General features: G+C 42.8%; 12 protein-coding genes. All 12 read right to left on the reverse strand.

What is annotated here, in order from left to right:
* Positions 1–2,963, reverse strand: a 2,963-nt coding sequence (locus tag M1F56_RS05290; protein ID WP_247917078.1) for an SIALI-17 repeat-containing surface protein, incomplete at its 3' end; no start/stop codon positions are given.
* Between the two features lie 333 nt (positions 2,964–3,296).
* Complete coding sequence (locus M1F56_RS05295; protein WP_247917144.1) at positions 3,297–4,277, reverse strand: acetylxylan esterase; 981 nt, start codon at positions 4,275–4,277, stop codon at positions 3,297–3,299.
* A gap of 264 nt (positions 4,278–4,541) precedes the next feature.
* Entirely contained in the window at positions 4,542–5,024 is a 483-nt protein-coding gene (locus M1F56_RS05300) for an acyl-CoA thioesterase (RefSeq protein ID WP_247917079.1), read from the reverse strand.
* A 310-nt stretch (positions 5,025–5,334) separates the two neighbouring features.
* Positions 5,335–7,350, reverse strand: coding sequence for an ATP-dependent DNA helicase RecG (recG, locus tag M1F56_RS05305; protein WP_247917080.1), 2,016 nt, complete (start codon positions 7,348–7,350; stop codon positions 5,335–5,337).
* Between the two features lie 18 nt (positions 7,351–7,368).
* Positions 7,369–8,472 carry an alanine racemase gene (alr, locus tag M1F56_RS05310; protein WP_247917081.1) on the reverse strand — a complete coding sequence of 368 codons (1,104 nt, stop codon included), beginning with the start codon at positions 8,470–8,472 and terminating at the stop codon, positions 7,369–7,371.
* Positions 8,462–8,824: a holo-ACP synthase gene (gene acpS, locus M1F56_RS05315; RefSeq protein WP_084874437.1), complete on the reverse strand. Its 363-nt coding sequence runs from the start codon at positions 8,822–8,824 to the stop codon at positions 8,462–8,464. The genes alr and acpS overlap by 11 nt, the downstream gene beginning before the upstream one ends.
* 44 nt (positions 8,825–8,868) lie before the next feature.
* Positions 8,869–9,900 carry a 3-deoxy-7-phosphoheptulonate synthase gene (locus M1F56_RS05320; protein WP_057489320.1) on the reverse strand — a complete coding sequence of 344 codons (1,032 nt, stop codon included), beginning with the start codon at positions 9,898–9,900 and terminating at the stop codon, positions 8,869–8,871.
* Between the two features lies 1 nt (position 9,901).
* Complete coding sequence (locus tag M1F56_RS05325; RefSeq protein ID WP_247917082.1) at positions 9,902–10,933, reverse strand: 3-deoxy-7-phosphoheptulonate synthase; 1,032 nt, start codon at positions 10,931–10,933, stop codon at positions 9,902–9,904.
* A gap of 79 nt (positions 10,934–11,012) precedes the next feature.
* Positions 11,013–13,526, reverse strand: a complete 2,514-nt coding sequence (gene secA / locus M1F56_RS05330; RefSeq protein WP_061598125.1) for a preprotein translocase subunit SecA — start codon at positions 13,524–13,526, stop codon at positions 11,013–11,015.
* A gap of 142 nt (positions 13,527–13,668) precedes the next feature.
* The gene (locus M1F56_RS09755) at positions 13,669–13,959 is read right to left on the reverse strand and encodes a hypothetical protein (protein WP_348771655.1); all 291 of its coding nucleotides are present in this window, start codon (positions 13,957–13,959) and stop codon (positions 13,669–13,671) included.
* 131 nt (positions 13,960–14,090) lie between these two features.
* Positions 14,091–14,687 (reverse strand): LemA family protein, encoded by a 597-nt coding sequence (locus tag M1F56_RS05335; RefSeq protein ID WP_000812473.1) that lies wholly within the window; start codon positions 14,685–14,687, stop codon positions 14,091–14,093.
* A 159-nt stretch (positions 14,688–14,846) separates the two neighbouring features.
* Positions 14,847–15,698 (reverse strand): TPM domain-containing protein, encoded by an 852-nt coding sequence (locus tag M1F56_RS05340; RefSeq protein WP_247917083.1) that lies wholly within the window; start codon positions 15,696–15,698, stop codon positions 14,847–14,849.
* Positions 15,699–15,769 lie beyond the last annotated feature (71 nt).

Consider the following 15,769-nt stretch of genomic DNA (forward strand, 5'->3'; position numbering starts at 1 on the left):
TCTCCTACTGTTGCTAATGAGCCTGTGTACTCTGGTATCTCTGCCACAGCGGCTTCTCCTGCATTAACGCCTCCTGTGAATTCCGGTTTTTCTACCGTTGGAGCTGGCTCTTCTCCTACTGTTGCTAATGAGCCTGTGTACTCTGGTATCTCTGCCACAGCGGCTTCTCCTGCATTAACGCCTCCTGTAAACTCTGGAACCTCATGGATAGCAGCTTCACTGCCATTAATACCATCGCTTAGTTTGGAGCCAGCTAAAGAAACTGGTAAATTGTGCATGCTTTCAATTGCACCCTCAGCTAGACCTGTAATCCTTTGACCCATATCTTCTGGATCCACTGTAAATAAGAGAGTCTTTGTATCGTACTGGGTCATGAAGGTTGCTGTTTTACCATTTGCCAACTGAAGGGTTGGGGCCTTGTTCACCAATACTTCCGAATCGAACTCCATGGCAATGATACCTGGCCATTTTTGGATAGCATATTTTACTTTTGCTTCTTTAGGAGAAATTCTTTCCTTAGTCAAGAAATCCCAGTTAAATTTCTTGAAGGAAAGTGTGTACGGAACTCCTCCAGGAGCATGGTGTTCATATAAAAGTCCAAATTCATCTGGCCCGATTTGTTGAAGTGAGTTATAAGCATACTCACCTTCTTGAATCAAATGGTGGTGCAACCAAGTTAACTGGCCATCTTCTTCAACACGAGCCACTCGAATATAACCATTTTTACGACCAGGACCGTTCGCATTTGCCAAGAGAATATACTCTTTACCATTTTGAACCGTATGAGTCGCAGCCATTTGAACATAAACATCTGGTACATCGTAGCGTTCAACGTTATTGTCCCAAGTTAGACCACCATCATGACTGGTTGCAACCTGTAGATCACCTGTCAAACCACGCATAAATAGTTTGAGATCCCCATTGTTCAACTGAACAACTGAAGCCTCGGTATTTTGAGCATAATAATTATTCATGGTACTTGAATCAACCACTGTACCATCATAAAGTGTACGATTGTCGTTGACACCACCACCCATATGCCATGTCTTACCATGGTCGTCTGAGTAGATGATTCGAGATGATTGAGAACCATTGAGGTGGTTAGTCCGATTGGTTGTATAGACAGGAACGACGATTCGACCTTTATGCGGTCCAGTACGAAGGGTTATCCCCACTCCAGGACCTACGCCTAGGAATTTCATCCAATCGGCTTTGACCATCGGAGTAATATCTTGAGGAGCAGACCAGGTCTTCCCGTCGTCATCACTGTAAGACATCCATAGGTAGCTATCCTTGGCAATTCTAAATGGAGAAGTTTTGTTTGTGGTGAAGTAGATATTGCCTAGTAGCTGGTCACCCTTGTATAGATCACCCTTGTCGCTGTATGCTGGTTTAACAGGATCTACAACAACGCGATAGTCTGTTGCCTTGCCATCTGGAGTGTAAACTGTACCATTTTCTCGAATAGTATAAGCTCCCTGTTCACCTTCTCGATAGAGGAGTTGATAGGTTTTACCATTGATTTCTTTGTAAGCTTCTTCTTTTTGCGAAGACATTCCAAAGATCCCTTTTCCTTCTGGGAACATGTCATAAATGGCAAAGATGCGTTTGGTTTCAGGATCTTGAGTCAAGGTCATATCGATATTCACTGGTGAACCGATTGATGGGTCAGAAGCTCTTGGATTGTCACGTAAGTTGGTAATGGTTACTCGATCTCCCCAAGTTTTACCATTATCTTCACTGCGTCTAATGACCATACCGATATCACCCCAGTCACTCGAATGGAGACGGCGTTCATCTGCACCTGCAATCAGCGTTCCTTTATCAGTCTTGAGAAGAGCTGGAATACGATAACTCTTGATGCCATCTTTGTTTGGTTGGTTATGCATTCCCCCTTTAAAGACATCTTCTTTCTCTGAGATTTTCGCGCCCTCAGGAAGTTTCTTTTCTAAATCACCTCTTTCAAATAGTTGACTCCGTGTTTGAACTTCATCTGGGCTTAAAGCACGATCATAAACGGTTAGGTTTCGAACTTGTAGGTTTGATGCCCAAACTGTTTTATTGCCCCGTTTGGTTGCTCCAAGTTGAGCTTGATTAACATCTGGCATATCTTTGATGAAGTTACCAGATTTGAGACTGGTTCGAGATAAGACACCGTTCACATAGAGACGAACTCGACCATGAGGTAACTCTGCTGTCGGTTGTTCGACAGTAAAGGTCACGGAATTCCATTGTCCAGGGCGAACTTTCAAAGGAGCATCTGTATACTTATCATAGAACTGCTCTCCGTTAGCGCCACGCCCTTCAATAAGAGCTGTATTATCAAGGACCGACATAGTAAAGTACTCATTTTCCTTGGTGTCACTGGATACAGAGAAGAGATTGTAAAAGCGTGGAGCCTTAGCATCTGATTTGAACTCCATGTGAACTGTAGCATTTTGAAGTTTCTTTAGTTTGTCTAGTTCACTTGATAAATCGACTCTCTGACCATTTGCTGCATTGGTTTCAACATCTTCTTTTTCAAGGACAGGATTAGCATTTTTTAAATCTCTTGAGTAATAGTCACGAGGAATAGCTCCCTGATCCTCTGATTCCTCTTCCTTATTTGCTTCTTCTGCAGGGGTTTCCGTAGAGGATGGGGTTTCTGATTCTGCACTCTCATTTTTTTTCAAATGATCTTGGTCCACCTCAACGCCATTGTCTTGAGTTGCTGCCAATTTACCAGCCAAATCCTTATCCAAATGTTCAAGATCACCAAAAGACACTTCTTTTGGTAACTCTGATAATCCTTGCCCTTGACCAGATTCGACTGTTTCTGTACTAGCACCTGCTGCATTGGCTTGCTCTTGAGCTAAGACTGGATTTACTCCAAATACTACTGTACCAATCACTACTGATGCTGCTCCGATTGCAAATTTTCGAATTCCGTATCGCTGTTTCCGATGTAAAGAGTTGTAATTCATGTTTGTCCTTTCATTTTTCATAAAATAAAGCGCTTTCTTTTTTCTTTAAAAATTTTTATTGGCTCATAAGAGACAAGATTTAACAAGAAAGTAACAACTAAATGAGAGCTCCCAATCCTCTCCCATTTCTGCTGAGCCATTCTTTAAGCGCCCAGCAGCATTTTTCCTCCTTTCACAAGTGATTTTTCCTTTATTATACAATAAAGTCTTATATTTATATCTATGTTCTCACTGAATAGATTTTACTTTTAAGAATATTTTAATATTTTAAATTTTCTAAAAGTACTTTCAGGTTTTGGACATAAAAAGAGAGCTCCTGGGCTCTCTCATTCATTATCTTGCGTACTTAAAAGGAATCTCACTACCACAGAGCCAGTTATAAACTTGGTCATTGACAAAAACATTCATGGCTTCGTGGGCATACTCAGGCATGATGCGATAGGACTTGTCACAGGTCAGACGATTGTAAATCGCAAACTGGGTAATGGGATAGCAAACATCGTCATCCAAGCCCGTAATCATCTTGACCTCACCTTGAATGCGATGGGCAAGATTTTTCACATCGATATAGGCAAGAGTCGCCATGATTTCCTCCTCTGTTTCATGGAAGGGGTCGTGGAACTTGAAATATCGGAAGAGTTCATCATAGGCTTCACTGGTATTGCCAATCTCAAGCACTCGTCTAAAGTCTGACAAGAAAGGATAGATGGCAACTGTTTTCTGAATCCGAGGATTGAGCGCTGCTGCAACTAGGGCTAAAGCTCCTCCTTGTGAGGCACCATAGCTTGAAAGTCTTTCCTCATCTACCTGTGGCAGACTAGCAACAATTTCGATTAACTGGTAAATATCCAGATAGACATCCTTATAAAAGAGCTGGTCTCGACCTTCCACAGCACCACGGATGATATGCCCCTTAACAGTATTTCCTAACGGAGAGCGCAAACCATCTTGCGAATAACCTGACTGGCCTCGAACGTCCATAGAAACAACACCGTAACCAGCCACAGTATAGGCTAGCATGTCAGCCCAATCCCAACCACGTCCCATGTACCCATGGAAATGGAAGATTAGCGGAACCTTCTCCTCAGTCTTTGGAAGGACGATTCGTGCATAGACCTTGCCTTCATTAGTTCCTTCAAAGGTCAGCTCATAACACTTGACTTGAGGAATATGAAAATCCCTTTCCTCCAACTGGTAGGCAGGGAGGACTGAAACTTTTTTGACCTCTTCATCCCAAAAAGCATCAAAGTCTTCTGGAACCTCATCCCTTCCTTTATAAGTCTTGATTTCTTCTAATAAAGCTGGATGTTTCATAGCATGCTCCTTTTGATTTGTAATCGCTATCATAACTCTAGCATATCTGGGAAAGCAATGCAAGAAAGAAGGGTAATACTCTTCGAAAATCAAATTCAAACTACGTCAGCTTCGCCTTGCCGTACTCAAGTACAGCCTGCAGCTAGCTTCCTAGTTTGCTCTTTGATTTTCATTGAGTATAAACAGAAAGTGATTTTAGATTCTCCTCCCTCAAACCGATCGTCTGAAAGTAGTTTTAAAATCTTAAACTTCTAATCTTCCGTTTTACATATGATCCTTTACAGCAACTGCTACCATTTTGGCTTTGGCACGGACTTTAGTAGCCACTGTCATCTCCATAGCAATAATTGCTTTTCTTTCCCCTAATTCCTCCAGAGTAGAAGTAACCACAATTTCATCTTCAATTGGACTAGGACTAAGGTAATCAATCTCCAAGCGAGCTGTAATAAAACGTCCTATCACAGTAGATTCCGTCAGTTCCAACCCTTTTTGATGATGGGCAAACCAAGCTGCTGAGGCCGTGCCATGGCAATCAAAAATAGTCGCTATCATTCCTCCAAAGACATTTGATGGAACTCCACCAGTATAAGCATTTTCAAGCTTTATCCGACTAATACAACTCTTTCCATCTATACTTGGATAGGTTTTTAAATGTAAGCCTAAATCATTCTTGAGACCACATCCCCAACAATGCTGAAATCGTTCTCCATACCTATCTTGGATAGCAATCGTTCTTGTTTCTAACATTCTTTTCACTCCTCTTTACTCAGATGGGGTCATTATATCAAGCTTCAGTCAAAGAGTAAATAGGCTTGGAGACTAATATCTTTTTATCACTCGACTAAGTTTGATTTATAGCCGACCATTTTATAAAAATAAAAAGAGCGTTTCCGCTCTCTGTGTATCAATAGGTGCTAGCTCCTTTCTCTAGTTTGACGGTTTGGAATTTCTTTTGGTAGGTTACTTTAATAGTCATGTGAGAGTCCTCGTTTCTTTTTGATGACTCTAGTATAAGATCCAAACCTAAAATCTAGCTTATAGATTCCTTAGAAAAGGCTTAATCTAGATGTTCTCTCTTTTCTAGGTGGAGAGCAATCATCCGCCATTCTGGATCCTCTTTCCAACCTTCTATCGAACTAATGTAGCTGGCAACCTTCCTGGCTTCTTCTAAAATCGGAAAGTCTTCGATAATATCCGCCACTTGAAACTCTGGAAGACCTGACTGTCTGGTTCCAAAAATCTCACCCGATCCGCGCATTTTCAAATCTTCCTCAGCAAGGACAAATCCATTATTGGTTTCTGTCATGATGCGCATGCGGTCCTTCCCAGAGTCCGTCTTGGGATTAGCCACAAGAACAGCATAAGACTGCTTGTCTCCCCGACCGACACGACCTCTGAGCTGATGAAGCTGGCTGATACCGAACCGATCAGCATCCATGATAATCATGACGGTCGCATTTGGAACATTGACCCCAACCTCGATAACAGTTGTAGATACTAGAATATCCGTTTTTCTCTCTTTGAAATCCTGCATGATCTGGTCTTTTTCATCACTCTTCATTTTACCATGTAGAAGAGCTACTTCAGCCTTGCCGGCAAAATGAGCTGTCAACTCCTCAGATAAGGCAATGGCATTTTTCAGATCCAGAGCTTCTGATTCTTCAATCAAGGGAGAGATGACGTATGCTTGAGAACCTTTTTGAATTTCTCCTTCTAACCAAGTCAGCACCTGAGGCAGTTGCTCATGTTTGATCCAACGTGTCACAATGGGTTTCCGACCCGCAGGCATCTGGTCGATAATGGAAACATCCATATCGCCAAAGGCTGTGATAGCCAATGTTCGCGGAATGGGCGTCGCCGTCATCATGAGAACGTCTGGGTTGTCGCCTTTTTCCCGTAAAATCCGCCTTTGTCCCACACCAAAACGGTGCTGCTCATCGATGATAATCAAACCAAGGCGAACATAATCAACCCCATCTTGTATCAGAGCGTGGGTTCCGATAATCAAATCAGCCTCACCCTTCGCTATGGTCTCCAAGACTTCTCTTTTTTCTGCAGCTTTCAAGGATCCTGTCAAGAGAGCGAGTTTCAAGTCTGGAAAGAGACTCTGTAGACTTTCAAAGTGTTGCTCCGCAAGGATTTCGGTCGGTACCATGAGAGCCGCTTGGTAGCCAGCCGTCACTGCAGCAAACATGGCCAAGCCAGCGACTACCGTTTTCCCGCTCCCCACATCTCCTTGCAGGAGACGATTCATGTGGTGGTCGGACTTCATGTCGGTCAAAATTTCCCGCAAACTTTTTTCCTGAGCTGGGGTTAAGGCAAAAGGAAGATTTTCCTTAACAGCCGTCACTTTTTCCTGAGACCAGTTCAGAATCAGACCGCTTCCCTGAACTCTATTTTCAGACTTGAGCGTCTGCAACTGCATTTGGAAGTAAAAGAGTTCCTCAAACTTGATACGACGAAGGGCCTGCTTGTATTCTGCCAAATCCTTAGGAAAATGCATAGCGCGAACAGCCTGGCAACGGGACATGAGTTTGTATTTATCAAGTAAAGACTGGGGAAGATTTTCCTCTATCAAGAGGTCCAACCCCTGATCAAAGGCCGTTTTGATGACCTTAACTAGACTGGCCTGACTGATTCCCTGAGCCAGACGATAGACAGGCTGGAGGTCATCTTCCACCTGAGCTAGAACCTTCATCCCAGTCAGACTAGCCTTGGCACGGTCCCACTTCCCAAAAACAGCAAGGGTTGCTCCCAACTCTATCTTGTCTGCTAGATAGGGCTGGTTAAAGAAGTTCACCGCAAAAACGACTTCTCCCTGTTTGAGACTAAAGCGTAGACGATTACGCTTAAAACCATAATACTGTACACTAGCAGGTGTCACGACTTGACCAGACAGAACCGCCTTTTCGCCATCTTCCAGATCTAGGACCTGCTTGGTTTTGAAATCTTCATAACGGAAAGGAAAGTAGAGCAAGAGGTCTTGCAAGTTTTCAATTCCTAGTTTGGCGTATTTCTCTGCTGACTTTGGTCCCACGCCAGGCAAGACATGCAAGGGTTGATGTAGATTCATGCTCCACTCCTTTCTTTTTTAATAATATTCTCGAGGAATGCGATCGCTGAGGAGACAAACGACCTCATAGTTAATAGTTCCACGGTAGGCCGCTACCTGAGTAGCTGTGATTTCCTTGTCCCCGTTAGTGCCGATTAGGGTTACTTTTGTTCCGAGCGGATAAATCTTAGGCAAGCGAATGGTGATTTGGTCCATAGAAACCCGTCCGACGATTGGGCAAGCTTGTCCATCTACTAAAACAGAGAAATTCTGCATGTCTCGTGTCCAACCATCCGCATAGCCGATTGGCACGGTCGCGATGACTTGCTCGCTATCCGCCTGATAGGTGGCTCCATAGCCCATGCAAGCTCCAGCTGGCACTGTCTTGACATGGACCAGAGCAGACTCCAAACTCAAGGCTGGTGTCAAGTCATAAGGCAAGTCTAAGACATCTCCACTTGGATTGAGACCATACATGGAATCTCCCATACGGACCGCATTGAAAATAGTTTCAGCATGCCAGAGGGTCGTTGCCGAGTTGCTGGCATGAACCAGCTCTGGAACATCCTTCATACTTGCCAAAATAGCTTTAAAGCGTTCTAACTGGGCATTAAAATAAGTATCTGATTCCTCATCTGCAGTAGCAAAGTGGGTAAAAATCCCCTCAACACGCGCACCATGTTGTTTGAGCAAGTCTTGAGCCAGATCAGCTTCACTGGCCTCTCTAAAACCAATTCGTCCCATTCCTGAATCAATCTTGAGATGGACAGTCAAGTCAGTTAAATCTGCTTCCTTGTCTAACAGCGCTTGAATCCACTCCAACCCAGCCACTGTCAAGGTGATGTCGTATTCTTTAGCTAGGGAAACAGCTTCGATTTCAGAAACTCCTAAAATGAGGATTTTCTTGCTGAGGCCAGCCTGACGAAGTTCAATAGCTTCATCAATATTGGAAACACAAAATCCATCAACATCATTTTGAATAGCCTTGGCAACGGCAACAGCCCCATGACCATAGGCATTAGCCTTGACTACTGCAAATTTGAGCGTACCATTAGGGATATGACTTCCCATTTGTTGTATATTTTGTCGAATGGCTCCCAGATATATCAGAGCCTTGGTTGGTCTATGTGGACTAGCTTTCATGATTTTCCTCCAAAATGACACTGGCTGTCACAAACTGATCTGTATGGCTGATAGATAGCCAAATTTTTCCTGAAAATGGGGACTGACTAAAATAAGGAGCCCCTCGTTCATTGTTCAAAACTTCCAAATCCTGAAAGGTCAGTTTTCCAATGCCAGTTCCCATAGCCTTGGAAAAGGCCTCCTTAGCCGACCAACGACCTGCCAAGTATTCGATCTGTCTGCGCCCTTTGAGACTGGTAAAACGCTCCATTTCTTTAGGGGTCAGCACACGCTTGGCAAAGCCCTCACGTCGTGTAACTGCATTTTCTATCGAAGCCAATTCTTCGATGTCAATTCCGTATCCAACTATCATACTCACAAAAGGAGCTGAGATTCCCCCAACTCCATCCTTTTCACTTATTTTGTTAAGGTAGTATAAATTTCTTCTACCAAGGCTACTGTATTTTCCCAACCTAGACAAGGGTCGGTTATGGAGCAACCAAAGACCTCTGGTTGATTTTGGCGACCATCTGCTAGGTAAGATTCGATCATAAAGCCTCGAACCGTCTTTTTAATCTTTTCATTCCAGTCACGATTCAGCAAGGCTTGACGAACAATGCGAATTTGTTCCATATACTGCTTGCCTGAATTGTCATGATTGGTATCGATGATAATGAAGGGATTTTCAAGTCCCATAGTCTCATAGCGATTGATGGCATTTAAGAGGGTTTCATAGTAGAAGTTGGGTTCATTTTTACCATATTCGTTCATGGCGCCACGAAGGATAACGTGGGCCAAAGGATTTCCTGAAGTTTCCACTTCTTGCCCATGGTAAAGGAAGGTTTGCTTGTTTTGAGCCGCATAGATGGCATTAAACATGACCCCGAGATTTCCAGATGTTGGATTTTTCATCCCAACTGGAGCATCAATCCCAGACGCTACAAAGCGGTGTTCCTGGTCTTCCACCGAACGAGCCCCAACAGCATGGTAGCTGACCAGGTCATCAACCAAAACGAGATTTGACGGATAAAGCATCTCATCAGCTGTTGTCAATCCAGTTTCGGTAATCACACGGTAGTGCAGCTGACGAACAGCCTGCAAGCCGTTAATCAGGCTTGGAGCTTTTGAAGTATCCGGCTGATGAACCAAACCCTTATAGCCATCTCCATTGGTACGAGGTTTAGCCGTATAGACACGCATCACGATAAAGATTTTATCCGCAACTTTTTTCTGCAAGTCTGCTAAGCGACGAGCATATTCGAGCACAGCTTCTTCATTGTCCGAAGAGCAAGGCCCAATCACCAAAAGGATTCGGTCGTCCTCACCTGAGATGATAGCTGCCAACTCTCTATCACGGGCTTCTTTTTTTCGCAATGCTTCAGCTGACAACTGGGTCGCAGCCTTGATTGCTTCAATATCAATTTCTTGACCTTTTTCGATAAATGCCATCTTACTCTCCTAGCGTTTGGTAAATTTCGCGAACAAGTGCCTCTGTGTTGTCCCATCCGAGACACGGATCTGTAATGGACTTACCAAAAACTTCGGGTTCATTTTGACGTCCATCTTCTAGATAGGACTCAATCATAAAACCACGAACGTATTTCTTGATTTTCTCATTCCAGTCACGGTTAATCAAGGTCTGACGAACGATACGGATTTGCTCCATATACTGCTTGCCTGAATTGTCATGATTGGTATCGATGATGATAAAGGGATTTTCCAAGCCCATCTTTTCATACTGGGCAATGGTATCTATCAAATTGTCATAGTAGTAGTTAGGAATATTCTTACCATATTCATTCAAGGCACCACGAAGAATGGCATGGGACAATGGATTCCCTGTTGTTTCCACCTCTTTACCGAGGAAGAGGAAACTCTGCTTATTTTGCGCTGCGTAAATCCCGTTAAACATAACATTGAGATTTCCAGATGTTGGATTTTTAAATCCTGTTGAAAAATCTGCTCCACTCGCTACAAAACGGTGCTGTTGATCCTCTACAGAACGAGCTCCAACAGCCATATAAGAAATCAAATCATCCACCAACGGAAGATTTTCAGGATAAAGCATCTCATCCGCTGTTGTCATTCCCGTCTCAGTAATCACGCGGTAATGGAGCTGGCGAACAGCCTTGATCCCATTGATCAAACTAGGTGCTTCTTTAGCATTTGGTTGATGAATCAAGCCCTTATAGCCATCTCCATTGGTACGAGGTTTAGCCGTATAGACTCGCATGACCATAAAAATGCGGTCTTTGACCTCTTCTTGCAAAGCAGATAGACGCTTGGCATACTCGAGAACCGCCTCTTCATTATCAGATGAACATGGTCCTATCACCAAGAGAATACGCTGGTCTTCCCCACGGATGATGGCTTCCAATTCCTGATCACGTTGGTTTTTTCTCGCAAGAGCCGCCCCCTCTAATTTAGACAAGGCTCGAACTTCTTCAATGTTAATTTTAGGACTTTTAGCTGTAAATACCATGATTCATCTCCTTATAAAGCAAACGGACACCAAGCAAAAAATGATTTTTACCAGGTATCCGCCTGTATCTTATCTCATATTATTGTCTCTTACCATGACAGTTCTTGAATTTCTTACCAGATCCACATGGGCATTGATCATTTCGTCCGACTTGGCTCAAGTCCACATCTTTTGGAAGCTGAGTCTGCTGCGCTGCGATATTTCGAGTCGCAGTTGTACTGATATTGTGTTCAGTTTGAGGACGTTCCTGTTCGTGGATTTGTGCTTTCATCATCAAGCGGGTCACATCAAATTCAATTGATCCAATCATGTCATTAAACATGCGGAAACCTTCTGCTTGATATTCTACGACAGGATTGTTTTGGGCATATCCACGAAGACCAACAGCATTTCGCAACTGGTCAAGAGCATCGATATGGTCTGTCCACTTGTTGTCTACAACACGTAGGATCAAGACCTTCTGGAACTCTTTCACTGCTTCTTCATCACGAAGTTTGGCAACTTGGCTATCATAAACCTTCAATGCACGTTGATAAAGCTCATCTTTGATGGCCTGATCTGACAGACCTGCAAAATCTGAACGGCTAATTGAATCTTCTGGAAGTAAGTTATATTTAGCAAAGTTCAGGATTGCTTCCAGTTTTTCATCTTCCTTAGAGCGTGCATGTGCATCTACGATACGTCCAATGGTACGGCGGATCATAGCATGGATTTCTGGTGCCAAGTCACGATCTGCAGTAATGACATCATAACGTTGTGCATAGATGATTTCACGTTGTTCACGCATAACATCATCGTATTGAAGGACTTGCTTACGAGTGTCGTAGTTGTTTCCTTCGACACGTTTTTGAGCTGCTTCAACTTGACGCGTTAACATGCGAGATTCGATGGCTTCATCAGACATGTTAAGACGTTCAAAGACACCTTTCAAACGTTCTGAACCGAAACGTTTCATCAAATCATCTTCAAGAGACAAGTAGAATTGTGACTCACCTGGGTCCCCTTGACGCCCTGAACGTCCACGAAGCTGATTATCAATACGGCGACTTTCGTGACGTTCTGTACCAATGACACAAAGTCCACCAAGTTCACGAACCCCTTCGCCAAGCTTGATATCGGTACCACGACCGGCCATGTTAGTTGCGATAGTAACTGCGCCACGCTGACCAGCGTTCATGATGATTTGCGCTTCTCTGTAGTGGTTCTTCGCATTCAAGACTTCGTGAGGAACACCTGCCTCTACCAGTTTCTTAGAAAGAAAGTCACTCGTTTCAACTGCAACTGTACCTACCAAGACCGGCTGACCTTTTTGGTGACGAGCTTTTACATCCTCAACTACAGCCTTAAACTTCGCATCAAGACTTGCATAGAGAAGGTCTGAGTGGTCGATACGTTGGATTGGACGGTTGGTTGGGATTGGGATAACACGAATGTTGTAAATTTCGCGGAATTCTTCTTCTTCTGTTTTACCAGTACCTGTCATACCTGCCAATTTCTTATACATACGGAAGAGGTTTTGGTAGGTGATAGAAGCTGAAGTCTTAGTCTCATCTTGGATTGGCACACCCTCTTTTGCTTCGATCGCTTGGTGCAAGCCGTCAGAGTAACGACGACCTTCCATGGTACGACCTGTAAATTGGTCGACGATCAAGATTTCTTGTTCTTCACTAACCACATAGTCGATATCAAGAATCATGATATAGTTGGCACGAAGGGCATTATCGATAAAGTGGGTAAGAGCTACGTTTTCGACATCATAGAGATTTTCCAGTTTGAAATAGCTCTCAGCCTTGTCAATCCCAGAATCAGACAAACCAATCGTCTTAGACTGAATGTCAATAATATAGTCATCCTTGTCCAAAGACTTCACAAAATGATCCGCCATATGGTAGAGTTGGCTAGTCTCAACTGCATTGGCACCTGAAACGATCAAAGGAGTACGGGCTTCATCGATCAAGATCGAGTCAACCTCATCGACCAAGGCATAGTTAAGCGGACGCTGTACCATGTTTTCTGCACGAACGACCATATTGTCACGAAGGTAGTCGAAACCAATCTCTGAGTTGGTCGAGTAGGTAATATCACAGAGATACGCTTCTTTTTTCTCCATTGGAGATTTGGCTGCTAAGTTGATCCCTACTGACAGACCGAGCCATGAGTACAACTCACCCATCTCAGTCGCGTCACGTTCTGTTAGGTATTCATTGACTGTAACTACGTGAACCCCTTTACCTGCAAGGGCATTGAGGTACACCGGCATGGTCGCCGTCAAGGTTTTCCCTTCACCAGTACGCATCTCTGGAACATCACCATGGTGAAGAACAATCCCACCCATGACCTGAACTTTATAAGGGAAAAGTCCAAGGACACGTTTTGCTGCTTCACGGACTACCGCAAAAGCCTCATATAACAGCGAATCAAGTGATTCCCCCTTATTGTAGCGTTCTTTAAATTCGTCAGTTTTTGCTTTTAGTTCTTCGTCCGACATTGCGGCCATTTGGCTCTCATAGTTAAGAACCTTATCAGCCATCTTTTCTAGACGACGAAGTTCTCCTTTATCATTTTCGATAATTGTTTTTAAAATATTAGCCATGATTTTCCTTACTTTAGATTCTGAATATTTTAGAATGTTCTTTTCATTTTAGCATATTTACTATTATTTTTCAAGAAAGAATCCTTGTTTTACAAGGGGAAAAAAGGGCTAGAAGCTAGTCTAGTCCATCATTATTTTATGTTTAATTTCCTAAAAACACTGGCAATATACCAAAAGACCAAAAGAGATTAATCCAGAAGGCCAAGCAAAAGATGATACCAAAGATGAGAAGACTGATTTTTTTAATCAGCACCGAGTATAGGATAGATAAAACACCAAAGACCACGAAGAGTTTTTTCATAACGAAATAATATACTGAAACTCCTCCTATTTGCCAATCCCAAGGAAGAAAAAATATGAGGAACCAGAGAAAGCAAATCGTAAGGATATATCTCTTGTAGTGCGCTTCAAGAAAGGCTTTTGTTTTCTCCATAGCAAACCTCCATTTTAGTCACCGTCTCTTCCTTTTTATTATACCAAAAAACCTGGAAAAAGCTTTCCAGGTTCGGGTTTGAAATCACTAGTCATACTAGAGAAATTCCTTTATTCATAGACTGATTCACTTTATTGACTTGATGAAGATGTTCCAAAATCGACCTTAGGAACTGTCTTGGCTTCTTCTGTTTCTTTAAAGGTTTCAGCTTCTTTAAAGTTCATCATATTCGCAAAAAGCACGGTTGGAAAACTTCTCAGTTTTTGATTGTACTCGGCTGCGACCTTGTTATAATCCTTACGTGCTACAAAGATGCGGTTTTCACTTCCTGAAAGTTCCACCATTAGTTGCTCAACATTTTGATTGCTCTTGAGTTCTGGATAATTCTCCGTCAAGGAAATCAAGCGAGAAAGAGCAGAGCTCAATTCTCCCTGAGCTTTTTGGTTCTCTTCTGATGTCACTGAACTACTTCCAATTTTAGCTCTAGCATCAGCAATCTTGGTAAAGACTTCGGTTTCATGATTCATTTGTCCTTTAACGGACTCGACCAAGTTACCAATCAAATCCGAACGACGTTGGAGGGCTGTCGAGACATCGGCCTGAGCTTGCTCCACTTTAGTCTGTTCACCAACCAGACCATTATAGGTCGTCACTGCGGAACAACTTCCCAGAACTAGTAGTCCAAAGAAAATCGCCACTATTGAGAGAATTACTTTATTTTGTTTCATATCAAAACCTTAACACTTTCTTTTATCAACTTTTCTGAGAAAATACTCAGATTTTTAAATCAATTTCCCAAAGTTTTTTTATTTTTAAATTAGGAGTGAACTGTTGCAAAGGAGTCACCTTACTGCATGGAGAAATTAGTTTGAGTAATATATGATCACTCACCAATCATCAGATGAACCGCCACCATCAAAGCCACCACCGTCCCAGCCTCCAGATGAGTCGGAGCCTGAGTCGGACCAAGAGGATCCTGAATCTGATGAGTCGCCGCTCCACCAGCCACCGCCAGAATCATCGCCATGTGAACCGCCACCACGACCTCCAGATATAAATCCGATGATCATCACGATGAAGTAAATAAGAATTCCAAATCCGATAACTCCGTCACTCGAACTGCTTTTTCGATGACGTCTCGAAGAACTGCTCTCACCAGCATACCTTTCAAGTTCCCTTAAGCGACTAGAATTAGTAGCATAGTCGTAACTACTTCTAGAACTTGAAGAAGTCGTACTCGATCCACTATAGAACATGTAGTTGAGATTATTGACTATTGAGAGAACACCCTTGTTATAGTCACCATTTTTAAAGTAAGGACGTGCTGTTGTCAAGAACCTGTGAGTCTGATAGTCAGTGATCTTACTGGCCACATTATTACTGGTTTCAATCCGTGATTTTCTATCTTGGACTGCTACCACAATCAAGACACCATGATTGTCTCCCGAGTAGCCAATCTTCCAAGCTCTAGCTGTTTCATTGGCTACAGTCTCGATTGTTTCTCCATTTAGGCTTTTCACAACGTAAACACCCATCTGGAATTTTTCTGATTTTTTACTATTGACATTATTCAATTCTCGAATTTGACTTATAGTCTCATCCGTTAGATAGTGATCCGGGTCATAGATCCCGTACTCAGGTTTTTCAGGTGCTGTGAATGCTGACAAGAAGAGAAAGACCATCAGCAACCCAAGCAAGCGAACCAACAAACTATGTTTAAATAATCTGCTTCTTTTCATAATAACCTCCCTGATAAAGGAAAATTGATTTAAGGAATTATAGCATTTTGATTTTTACAAAGAAAGTACAT

The sequence above is a fragment of the Streptococcus oralis genome, assembly GCF_023109005.1.
Lineage (GTDB): Bacteria > Bacillota > Bacilli > Lactobacillales > Streptococcaceae > Streptococcus > Streptococcus oralis_BU.

What these genes read in the sequence shown, in the direction of transcription:
- M1F56_RS05335 (WP_000812473.1), bottom strand. Translation starts at nt 14,687, where the DNA reads ATGAAACAAAATAAAGTAATTCTCTCAATAGTGGCGATTTTCTTTGGA.
- M1F56_RS05320 (WP_057489320.1), bottom strand. Translation starts at nt 9,900, where the DNA reads ATGGCATTTATCGAAAAAGGTCAAGAAATTGATATTGAAGCAATCAAG.
- M1F56_RS05300 (WP_247917079.1), bottom strand. Translation starts at nt 5,024, where the DNA reads ATGTTAGAAACAAGAACGATTGCTATCCAAGATAGGTATGGAGAACGA.
- alr (WP_247917081.1), bottom strand. Translation starts at nt 8,472, where the DNA reads ATGAAAGCTAGTCCACATAGACCAACCAAGGCTCTGATATATCTGGGA.
- M1F56_RS05325 (WP_247917082.1), bottom strand. Translation starts at nt 10,933, where the DNA reads ATGGTATTTACAGCTAAAAGTCCTAAAATTAACATTGAAGAAGTTCGA.
- M1F56_RS09755 (WP_348771655.1), bottom strand. Translation starts at nt 13,959, where the DNA reads ATGGAGAAAACAAAAGCCTTTCTTGAAGCGCACTACAAGAGATATATC.
- M1F56_RS05340 (WP_247917083.1), bottom strand. Translation starts at nt 15,698, where the DNA reads ATGAAAAGAAGCAGATTATTTAAACATAGTTTGTTGGTTCGCTTGCTT.
- secA (WP_061598125.1), bottom strand. Translation starts at nt 13,526, where the DNA reads ATGGCTAATATTTTAAAAACAATTATCGAAAATGATAAAGGAGAACTT.
- recG (WP_247917080.1), bottom strand. Translation starts at nt 7,350, where the DNA reads ATGAATCTACATCAACCCTTGCATGTCTTGCCTGGCGTGGGACCAAAG.
- M1F56_RS05295 (WP_247917144.1), bottom strand. Translation starts at nt 4,277, where the DNA reads ATGAAACATCCAGCTTTATTAGAAGAAATCAAGACTTATAAAGGAAGG.
- acpS (WP_084874437.1), bottom strand. Translation starts at nt 8,824, where the DNA reads ATGATAGTTGGATACGGAATTGACATCGAAGAATTGGCTTCGATAGAA.